Annotated in this window: 8 protein-coding genes; all 8 read left to right on the top strand. The window is 37.5% G+C overall.

What is annotated here, in order from left to right; all coding sequences use genetic code 11:
• The first annotated feature begins 464 nt into the window (after window positions 1-464).
• Entirely contained in the window at window positions 465-1,694 is a 1,230-nt protein-coding gene (locus HPY74_17235) for a DUF362 domain-containing protein (GenBank protein ID NSW92380.1), read from the top strand.
• Window positions 1,678-2,841, top strand: coding sequence for an MFS transporter (locus HPY74_17240; GenBank protein ID NSW92381.1), 1,164 nt, complete (start codon window positions 1,678-1,680; stop codon window positions 2,839-2,841). The genes HPY74_17235 and HPY74_17240 overlap by 17 nt, the downstream gene beginning before the upstream one ends.
• A gap of 127 nt (window positions 2,842-2,968) precedes the next feature.
• Entirely contained in the window at window positions 2,969-3,466 is a 498-nt protein-coding gene (gene trmL, locus HPY74_17245; GenBank protein ID NSW92382.1) for a tRNA (uridine(34)/cytosine(34)/5-carboxymethylaminomethyluridine(34)-2'-O)-methyltransferase TrmL, read from the top strand.
• A gap of 57 nt (window positions 3,467-3,523) precedes the next feature.
• Window positions 3,524-4,609 carry a 6-phosphofructokinase gene (locus HPY74_17250; protein ID NSW92383.1) on the top strand — a complete coding sequence of 362 codons (1,086 nt, stop codon included), beginning with the start codon at window positions 3,524-3,526 and terminating at the stop codon, window positions 4,607-4,609.
• A 138-nt stretch (window positions 4,610-4,747) separates the two neighbouring features.
• Window positions 4,748-5,869 carry an aldo/keto reductase gene (locus tag HPY74_17255; GenBank protein NSW92384.1) on the top strand — a complete coding sequence of 374 codons (1,122 nt, stop codon included), beginning with the start codon at window positions 4,748-4,750 and terminating at the stop codon, window positions 5,867-5,869.
• A 233-nt stretch (window positions 5,870-6,102) separates the two neighbouring features.
• On the top strand, window positions 6,103-7,113 hold the full coding sequence (gene gap, locus HPY74_17260; GenBank protein ID NSW92385.1) for a type I glyceraldehyde-3-phosphate dehydrogenase: 1,011 nt from the start codon (window positions 6,103-6,105) through the stop codon (window positions 7,111-7,113).
• 91 nt (window positions 7,114-7,204) lie between these two features.
• Entirely contained in the window at window positions 7,205-9,142 is a 1,938-nt protein-coding gene (locus HPY74_17265; protein NSW92386.1) for a triose-phosphate isomerase, read from the top strand.
• A gap of 157 nt (window positions 9,143-9,299) precedes the next feature.
• Window positions 9,300-10,835 carry a 2,3-bisphosphoglycerate-independent phosphoglycerate mutase gene (locus tag HPY74_17270; protein NSW92387.1) on the top strand — a complete coding sequence of 512 codons (1,536 nt, stop codon included), beginning with the start codon at window positions 9,300-9,302 and terminating at the stop codon, window positions 10,833-10,835.
• The last annotated feature ends 144 nt before the right edge of the window (window positions 10,836-10,979 follow it).

The following is a 10,979-nucleotide window of genomic DNA, read 5'->3' on the forward strand; positions in this document are numbered from 1 at the left end:
GGGCGCATTTTATTTTTATGAAGAAAATGCTTCCAGTAACTAAATGCTCCAAGTCTTAAGAGCCTGTAAATTCACTTCGGGGCAAATCAAACTCGCAAAATAATTTGAATAGAATTTAATAATATTTCAATGTAATTATTTTGCTCATACAGTTGATTTGCTTATCCCTCGTCGGATTAACAGGCTCTATAAGACTTTCCGCAATGTTACTTCCAGCATTTTCTTCAAAATTTGAAAATGCGCCCAATCGAAGGTGAACATATTGCAGTATTCGGAAAAAACATGTATTATAAAATTAATTTTGAAAATACCCGCCTTTGAAAAGACGGGTATTATAAGAGGTAGAAATATTCAACTACCTGCCACTGAAGTGGCAGGTTTGAACGACGCCTGCATTTGCTTTAGTCGACTTTCAGTCGAAAATATAATCCCTGCACTTTAGTACAGGCGTCGTTAAGATTAAAATGGAAGGGGAAGTAAAGTTGGGTCTAGTCGTAGTTGAAAGATGCCCGGATTATAATGATGACAATGTATTAAAAGTATTGAGGAAAGTTTTTGAAAGCTTAGGGGGTGTAAATAAATACATAAAACCAGGTATGAAGGTAGTATTGAAACCAAACCTGGTAAAGAAAAAGAGACCTGAAGATGCGGCAACTACACATCCTTCGGTAGTAAAAGCAGTTGCAAAACTGGTAAGGGAAGTAGGAGGTATAGTTACAATTGTGGAAAGTCCGGGAGGCTTATTTACCATATCTTCATTAAGAGGAATTTATTCTTTCTGCGGTATTGAAAAAGCTGCTTTGGAGGTAGGAGCAAATTTAAATTATAATTTAAGTGAGACTGTTGTAGAAAACCCTGACGGAAAGTATCTTAAAAGGGTTACTATTGTAAAGGCCCTTGCTGATGCAGATCTTATTATAAATTTACCTAAACTGAAAACCCACGGGCAGATGGTATACACCGGGGCAGTGAAAAACATGTTTGGGGCTGTACCGGGTGAGTTAAAAGCAGAATATCATTTAAGAATGTCTCAATATGATGAATTTGCAAATGCATTAATTGATATTTATTTGAGTGTAAAACCTGTCCTTAACATAATGGATGCTGTAGTCGGGATGGATGGGGCAGGTCCTACAGCCGGCAATCCAAAACAAATCGGGTTGATAATAGCAGGAGAAGACGGTTTTGAGGTTGATTTTACCGCACTAAAACTCATTAATGCAAATCCCCTTGACATACCCGTTATAAATCAGGCAGTAAAAAGAAGGCTGTGTCCCGATAGTTTCGAAAATATTGAAATATGTTGTGAAGGTTTAGATTCCTTTGAAGATTTAGATTCCTTCAAGGTGGAAAACTTCCATATGCCCCAGCTGGACACTCTAAAGACAATAATGTATTATGATAGGGGTATAATGAAATTTTTTATTAATTGGCTAAAACCACGTCCTGTTTTTCAGCATGAAAAATGCATAGGTTGTACAGAGTGTAAAAGAGTATGCCCTGCAGGTGTTATTTCTATGAAAAACCACAAACCGGAAGTAGATCTTAAAGGTTGCATACGCTGTTTTTGCTGCCAGGAACTATGCCCTGAAAAAGCAGTATATATAAAAAGACCTGCACTTTTAGATATTTATATCAGACATAGAAAAAAAGTTAGGATGGGGGATAAAAATAATAATGAAGAAGGTAATTAATGCTACATGTTACATATCATTGCTATTTCTTGGAATGTATCTGGCAGTATACCAGATTACCATAAATTCAATTTCAGGAGAATTTGCCATAAGTAGTACAATATCAGGTTTGTTGATATCCTTACATTTTGCAGGTATTATGATAGCCCCTGCAATATTTGGAGAAATAAGCGACAGGATCGGTAAAAAACCTGTAATAATAATGTCTTTTATAATTTTGATTTCCGGTTTGTTATTAGTATACTTTTTTAACATACTTGTGTTGATCGCTACAGGCATATTGCTCATTGGGTGCGGGTTCGGGGTAATTGAGGGTGTAATGAGTGGCTTACTTGCCGATATAAACAGTGAGAGGACAAATCAGGTAATAAATATATCCCAGATGTACTTTAGTATTGGCGCGGTATTGGGTCCTATTACAGCATTATGGATTACAGAAATTTTTGGAGGTTGGAAACAAAATTATATAGTGCTTGCATTATTGTTTCTGATATTATTATTTATCATTGCTAGACAAAAACACAAGAAAATAAACAGTGAAGGCGGGATATTAGAAAACACGATATCAGGATCCCCGATATCAAAAGGTCCTATATCGATGATGTTACTAAAAGAAAGAATGCTTATACTGTTATGTATATCAATATTTATTTATGTTGGTATAGAGGAGTCAGCAGCATTTTGGACAAATACTTATTTCCATGATGTGCTTAATACAGAAAAGCTCGGTGCCTATGCCTTATCAGGGTACTGGGGAAGTATGATTATAGGGAGATATCTGGGAAGCAGATTTGAAGAAAAAGGCAATATATTTTCTTCCGTGGGGCTATTTATTTCTTTTGTTTCCCTTATTTTAGCGCTTATAGTTAAAAGTCCTGTATTTAATTTAGTATGCTTTGTTTTACTTGGTTTCGGATTTTCAGTAGTCTGGCCTGTACTTATGGCTACAGCAGCTAAAAGCTATCCTAAATATACAGGTACTACAATGGGTATAATGATGATGTTTGGCGCTGCGGGGGGGATTATTGTGCCGTTTATAACAGGTGCTGTAGGAGAATTGGCAGGTATTGCCGGTGCTCTTTGGATTATTCCCATTTTTATTTTATTAATAATATTACTACAGAAAAAATTGAAGGATTTAAAATAAACCCAAATTCACGAAAGGTTTCTAAATATTATTTTTTGTGGTAATATAATTTATTGGAGAGGACGTTACATAGACACTAAAATACCAATACTTAAGTGAGGTGAATGTTGAAGGGGATGGTTTACTTTTGAATATAGTACTTGTTGAACCGGAAATTCCGCAAAATACCGGAAATATATCAAGGACCTGCGCAGCGACAGGTACTGTCCTTCACCTGGTAAGACCTTTTGGGTTTTCACTGGAAGATAAGTATTTAAAAAGAGCAGGGCTTGATTACTGGGACAAATTGGAAATATACTGTTACGACAGTTTTCAAGAAATTAAAGAAAAATATTCTTCATATGATTTCTATTATGCTACAACAAAAGCCCCTAAAGCTTATACCGACATAACTTATTCCGAAAACTGCTTTATTGTTTTCGGAAAAGAAACTGCAGGGCTACCTCAAGAACTGCTTGATGAAAATAAGGAATATTGTATCAGGATACCTATGATAAAGGGTATTAGGTCTTTAAATCTTTCAAATTCAGTGGCTATAATACTGTATGAAGCCTTAAGGCAAAACGGGTTTAGGGGATTGGAGATTAAAGGAAATATGAGTATAGGCAATTTTCAGTGCAAATGAAGAGCAAGCAAATTAAGGGAAAATAAGGTAAATAGAAAAATTGAGGAGGTTGGATTAATGGTGAAGCGTATAGGTATTCTCACCGGGGGAGGAGATTGTCCCGGTTTAAATGCAGTGCTCAGAGCTGTAGCAAAAACTGCAATGTTTAAGTATGGATGGGAAGTTTTTGGATTTAGAGACGGATACAGGGGACTTGTCTTAAATCAATATATGAAATTCGGTCCCGATGATGCTTCCGGAATTCTTGATAAGGGGGGTACTATCCTCGGTACATCAAACAGGGATAACCCTTTTAATTTCAAGGTAGAAGAGGACGGAAGGGTAGAGTACAGGGATATGTCGGATGAAGCAATTAGAAATATCAAAGCTCTTGGTATTGATTGTATGATTATGATTGGGGGTGACGGTACCCTTACCAGTGCCAGGGACTTTGCAAGAAAGGGGCTTAATGTTGTAGGAGTGCCTAAAACCATAGATAATGACCTTTCAGGTACAGACCTTACGTTTGGCTTTATGACGGCTGTAGATACGGCTACTGACGCTATTGATAAACTCCATTCTACTGCAGAATCACACCACAGGGTTATGATTTTGGAAGTGATGGGAAGGTATGCCGGATGGATAGCTTTAAAAGCAGGTATTGCCGGTGGAGCAGATGTAATACTCATACCTGAGATACCCTATGATATAAATAAAGTGGTCGGAAAAGTTATGGAAAGAAAACAGGCAGGCAAGCACTTCAGTATAATAGTTGTTGCTGAAGGGGCCAAGTCCGTAGCAGGAGAAGTAGTAGTGAGCAAGGTTTTAAAAGATAGCCCTGATCCTGTAAGGCTAGGAGGGATTGGCAACAAAATAGCTGATGAAATTGAAAAGATTACAGGTATTGAAACAAGGGTTACGGTATTGGGACATCTTCAGAGAGGCGGCAGGCCTGTGCCTTATGACAGGATATTGTCTACAAGGTATGGGGTGGCAGCTGTTGAGCTTGTAAATAAAGGAGAGTTCGGCAAGATGGTAAGCCTCCAGGGTAATACTATAACTTCAGTTTCCCTTGAAGAGGCGGTGAATAAAATTAAAACGGTACCTCCCGATGGAGAACTGGTTAGAATTGCTAAAAGCATAGGGGTCGGATTTGGAGATTAAGAATATATTTTTGAATTCCCGGGGTTAAAGCCTGTGCTTTTAAACAGTAATTGCATTATAAATAAATGTTTAGCGAAAGTTATTTTGTGGTAACTAAATATAATGGGTAAAAATAGATATAAATATTGGGGTGATGTAATGCAATACAGAAAATTCGGTAATACCGGTGTTATGATTTCAGCTCTTGGGTTTGGGTCAATGCGTCTTCCGGGATATGAAAAGGACGGGGAGTTTTTTGTAGATGAAGAAAAATCCATAGAAATGATACATAGGGCTTTTGACCTTGGTGTAAACTATATTGATTCTGCATATGGTTACTGTGGAGGAAAAAGTGAAATTGTAGTAGGGAAAGCATTAAAAGGCTATAGGGACCAGGTTTATGTATCCACTAAAGTACCAACCTGGCATATAAAGGAAAAGGCGGATTATAGAAGGTTTTTGGAAGAGCAGTTAAAGAAGCTGGATGTGGAATACATAGATTTTTATCATTTCCACAGCTTAAATAAAAACAATTGGGAAAACACCGTCCTGAAATATAACCTTATAGAAGACGCACAAAAGGCAAAAGATGAGGGGTTGATTAAACATATATCCTTTTCTTTCCACGATAAACCTGAAGTATTAATTCAGTTAATTGATACAGGTATATTTGAAACCCTGCTATGTCAATATAATCTTCTCGACAGGGCAAACGAGGAAGCAATTGCCTATGCAAACAAAAAAGGGCTTGGAGTTGTAATAATGGGTCCTGTTGGCGGAGGAAGGCTTGCCAGTCCTTCAGAGATAATTAAAAGGTCATTGGGCAGCAAAGCCAAAAGTACTCCTGAAGTTGCATTAAGGTTTGTGTTGGCTAATCCAAATGTAAGCTGTGCCCTGTCAGGGATGAGTTCTATTGATATGGTAGAAGAAAATGCAAGGGTAGCTTCCATTGAAGAACCTTTAAGTAGAGAAGATTGGAGAAGGATTAACGAAACTTTTGAAGAAAATAAAAAGCTTGCAGACCTCTATTGTACGGGGTGTGAATATTGTCTTCCCTGTCCCAATGGTATAAAAATACCTCGGATATTTAGTATTATGAATTATCATAAGGTATATGGACTTACAGATTATGCAAAAAAAGAATTTGAGAAAGTTGGAAAGGAAGAAGCTTATGGAGCTTCGCCTGCAGAATGTGTTGAATGTGGAGAATGTGAAACCAAATGTCCTCAAAACATAAAAATAAGGGAGAGGTTGAAAGAGTCATTGACAGAATTAGGATAACAGCAGGTGAGTATAAGTTTAGTATAAGATACAGAAATATGGACAGAATATTGTTAAAAAATTAATTATTTTTTTCCAATGGTATTGAAAAATTGGATAAAATAATATAAAATACAAATGATTAATTTGGACAGCAGGTGAAGATGCTACTTATAGTAATTATAATAATTAAAATTAATTATAACCTGATGAACAAGAATAATGAAATATTAAATATTAGGAGGTAGAATTTGATGGCAGCAAAAATAGGTATTAACGGTTTTGGACGTATAGGTCGTCTGGTCTTCAGGGCAGCTATTGATAATCCTGAAGTAGAAATAAGAGGTATAAATGACCCTTTTATCGACCTGGATTACATGGTGTATATGCTTAGGTATGACAGTGTTCATGGTCAATTCCAGGGTACTATTGAAACCGAGGATGGCAAGCTAGTAGTAAATGGTAAAAAGATCAGTGTTTATGGTTATATGAATCCATCCGAAATTCCATGGAGTGAATGTGGTGCAGAATACATAGTAGAATCTGCAGGTGTATTCACAACAGTTGAAAAGGCTTCTGCACATTTTAAGGGCGGTGCAAAAAAAGTTGTAATAAGTGCACCTTCAGCTGATGCCCCCATGTTTGTTATGGGAGTTAACCACGATAAATACAGCAAGGAAATGAATGTTGTATCTAATGCATCTTGTACAACAAACTGCCTTGCACCTCTAGCAAAAGTAATTCATGAAAACTTTGGCATTGTGGAAGGATTAATGACAACAGTACATTCCACTACGGCAACCCAAAAAACAGTTGACGGTCCTTCAAAGAAAGATTGGAGAGGCGGAAGAGCTGCTTCAGCCAATATTATACCTTCCTCTACGGGTGCAGCTAAAGCAGTGGGAAAAGTTATACCTGAACTGAATGGGAAGCTTACAGGTATGGCTTTCAGGGTACCTACAATAAATGTTTCAGTTGTAGATTTAACTTGTCGACTTGAAAAACCTGCAACATATGATGAAATCAAGGAAGCAGTAAAAAGAGCTTCTGAAAACGAACTAAAGGGAATTATGGGTTATACCGAGGATGAAGTAGTATCCACAGATTTTATACATGATCCGCGTACATGTATATTTGACGCAAAAGCAGGTATACCTTTAAATAACAATTTTGTGAAACTAATTGCCTGGTATGATAATGAATGGGGTTATTCAAACAAAGTTGTTGATTTAATACTTCATATGGCAAAGGTTGATTCAAAATAGTTAGGGTATAAAAAACATATAAAAGGTCCGGGACAAAAACGCCGGGCCTTTTTGGGTACTTTTTGGTTATGGGAGTGATATTATGGGAATGTTGAATAAGAAAACGATAGAGGATATTAATGTAAGAGGTAAAAGAGTTTTAGTAAGAGTAGATTTTAATGTACCTCAAGATGAAAAGGGTAATATTACTGATGACAAAAGAATAGTAGCAGCCCTTCCTACTATACGGTACCTTATAGATAATAAGGCAAAGGTTATACTTGTTTCACATCTCGGAAGGCCAAAGTCGGGCTTCGAAGAGAAATACAGCATGAAGCCAATAGCAGAGAGGCTGGGCAAGCTTCTTGGAATGAATATTATATTGGCAAAGGATGTAATAGGGGAAGATGCAAAGGCTAAGGCTCAAGCTCTTAAAGAAGGAGAAGTTATGCTGCTTGAAAACGTAAGATTTCATAAAGAAGAGGAAAAGAATGACCCTGCTTTCGCAAAAGAGCTTGCAAGTTTAGCCGAAATTTATGTAAATGATGCTTTTGGCACAGCACACAGGGCTCATGCTTCAACAGCAGGTGTCGCCAGCTATTTGCCTGCAGTTTGCGGATACCTTATTAAAAAAGAAATTGAAATTATGGGTAAAGCATTGGCAAATCCTGAACGTCCTTTTGTAGCGGTACTGGGCGGTGCAAAAGTTTCGGACAAAATTGGTGTTATAGAGAATCTCCTTGATAAAGTAGATGCGTTAATTATTGGCGGCGGTATGGCTTATACCTTCCTTAAGGCAAAAGGTTACAAGATAGGCAATTCTATTTGTGAGGATGACAAACTTGACCTTGCCAGAAGCATAATGGAAAAAGCTGAAAAGAAGGGTGTGGATATTTACCTTCCTGTGGGCAGTATTGTAGGTAAGGAATTTAAAAATGATACTGAACACAAATATGTGCCCTCGGATGATCTTCCTGATGGATGGATGGGCATGGATATAGGTTCACTAACTATCGAAAAGTTTTCAAGAATTATAAAGAAGGCAAAGACAATAATATGGAATGGACCTATGGGAGTTTTTGAATTCCCGAATTTTGCAACAGGAACGAGAGAAATTGCGAGAGCAATAGCTGAGTCTGGGGCTATTTCAATAGTAGGTGGTGGAGATTCAGCTGCAGCTGTTGAGCAATTCGGTTTTGCCGATAAGATGACCCATATATCTACAGGTGGAGGAGCTTCTCTTGAATTCTTAGAAGGGAAGATACTTCCAGGTATAGCAGTCTTGTTGGATAAAAACCCAAGGAAGAAAATTATTGCTGGAAACTGGAAAATGAATAAAACTCCAAGTGAAGCTGTTTCTTTTGTCAGCGAACTTAAGGCAAAGGTATCTATGGTTGATGATGAAGTAGTGGTATGTGTTCCCTTTGCATGCATTCCTGCTGTTAAACAAGCAGTTGAAGGTTCCAATATAAAAGTTGGAGCACAAAACATGCATTGGGAAGATAAAGGCGCATTTACAGGTGAAGTGTCGGGACCAATGCTTTCAGAATTGGGAGTGGATTATGTTATCATCGGCCATTCCGAGAGGAGACAATATTTTGCTGAAACTGACGAAACAGTTAACAAGAAAGTCCATGCTGCATTTAAATATGGATTAAAACCGATAATTTGCGTAGGTGAGTCTTTAACCCAAAGAGAGCAGGGAGTTACTGAAGATTTGGTCAGGTACCAGGTAAAAATAGCACTGTTGGGGTTAACAGCAAACCAGGTAAAAAATGTTGTTATAGCATATGAACCTGTATGGGCTATAGGTACAGGTAAAACAGCAACAAGCGAACAGGCAAATGAAGTGTGTACAACTATAAGGGATACAATAAAAAAACTATATGGTGAAGATGTAGCTGAAGTTGTAAGGATACAGTATGGTGGTAGTATAACCCCGGAAAATGCAACTGAACTTTTCAATATGCCTGATATAGATGGAGGACTTGTAGGTGGGGCAAGTTTAAAACTAGATGCTTTTGAAAAAATTGTTAAATATAATGGTTGATTTTAAGTCCAACAATGCGCATATTGATAAATTTGGTATGGCTCGCACCATACCAAATTTAATTTTAGTCCAGGCGTTGTTAAGTATGTTAAGTAAGTAAGTAAGTAAGTATTTTAAAAGACAAGCTAATTGTTTTCAGGGGAGTGATTATAGGTTAATGAAAGACAGATTAATAGCACTGATTATACTGGACGGATTTGGAATTAATCCTAAAGAAGAAGGCAATGCAATAAAGGCAGCATACAAGCCTAATCTCGACAGGTATTTTAATCAGTATCCTAGTACTATCATTAAATGCAGCGGTATGGATGTGGGATTGCCTCACGGACAGATGGGCAATTCAGAGGTAGGGCATACCAATATAGGAGCAGGGAGAATAGTTTATCAGGAGCTAACCCGGATAACAAAGTCTATAGAAGACGGGGATTTTTTTAGAAAAAAAGAGTTTTTGGATGCTGTAGAGAACTGTAAAAAACATAATTCAAAACTTCACTTATTCGGGCTTCTTTCCGATGGAGGGGTACATAGCCATAATACCCATCTATATGCTCTTGCAGAGCTGGCAAAAAGGAATGGGTTAAAGAATGTATATATCCATTGCTTTTTTGACGGAAGAGATGTTCCTCCGGATAGTTCAAAGGATTATGTAGCAGAACTTGAGCGAAAATTAAAAGAAATTGGAGTGGGAAAAATTGCATCGGTTATGGGAAGATATTATGCAATGGATCGGGATAACAGGTGGGAAAGAGTAGAACTTGCATACAACGCTATGGTTTTAGGAGAGGGGCTTGTGGCTGAAAGTGCAGGCCAGGCTGTAGCAGAATCATATTCCAGAAATGAATTTGATGAATTTGTAAAACCTACTGTTATTGTAGAAAATGGAAGGCCGGTTGCTACAATAGACAAGAATGACTCTATAATATTTTTCAATTTCAGACCGGATAGAGCAAGAGAAATAACCCGTGCCTTTACAGACACAGATTTCAAAGGATTTAAAAGGAAGAAAGGTTATTTCCCTCTATATTTTGTTTGCATGACCCAATATGATAAAACAATGAAGAATGTAGAAGTAGCATTCAAACCCGAAAACCTTGAGAACACCTTTGGTGAATATATAAGTAAGTTAGGTTACCGGCAGTTAAGAATTGCTGAGACCGAAAAATATGCCCATGTTACTTTCTTTTTTAATGGTGGTGTTGAAACAGTATATGAGGGAGAAGACCGGGTCCTTATTCCTTCGCCAAAAGTGCCTACATATGACCTTAAACCGGAAATGAGTGCTTATGAGGTAACTGATGAGGTGATAAAGAGAATAGAATCCAGGGAGTATGATGTTATTATATTGAATTTTGCAAACCCTGATATGGTTGGTCATACAGGTGTTTTTGATGCAGCCAGGAAGGCAATTGAAGCGATTGATGAGTGTTTAGGCAGAATTATACCTGTAATCACTTCACAGGGAGGGGTGGCATTAATTACCGCTGACCATGGAAATGCGGAACAAATGATAGATTATGATACAGGAGGTTCATTTACGGCCCATACTACAAATCCGGTGCCATTAATATGTATAGGTCTTGGTAATATAAAATTAAGAGAAGGAAGGCTAGCGGATTTATGCCCTACAATGCTTGATATAATGGAACTTGAAAAACCTAAGGAAATGACAGGAAGTTCACTTTTAATTGACTAGATGCACCTTTTTCATTGGGGCGCATTTTCTTCCCATGACCCATTATATTCCGGAAACGGTGCTCCAGGCCTCTAGAGCCTGTAAATTCACTTCGGGGCAAATCAAACTCGCAAAATAATTTGAATAAAATTTAATAGCACATCA

This window comes from Bacillota bacterium, from assembly GCA_013314855.1.
In the GTDB taxonomy this organism is placed as follows: Bacteria; Bacillota; Clostridia; order Acetivibrionales; family DUMC01; genus Ch48.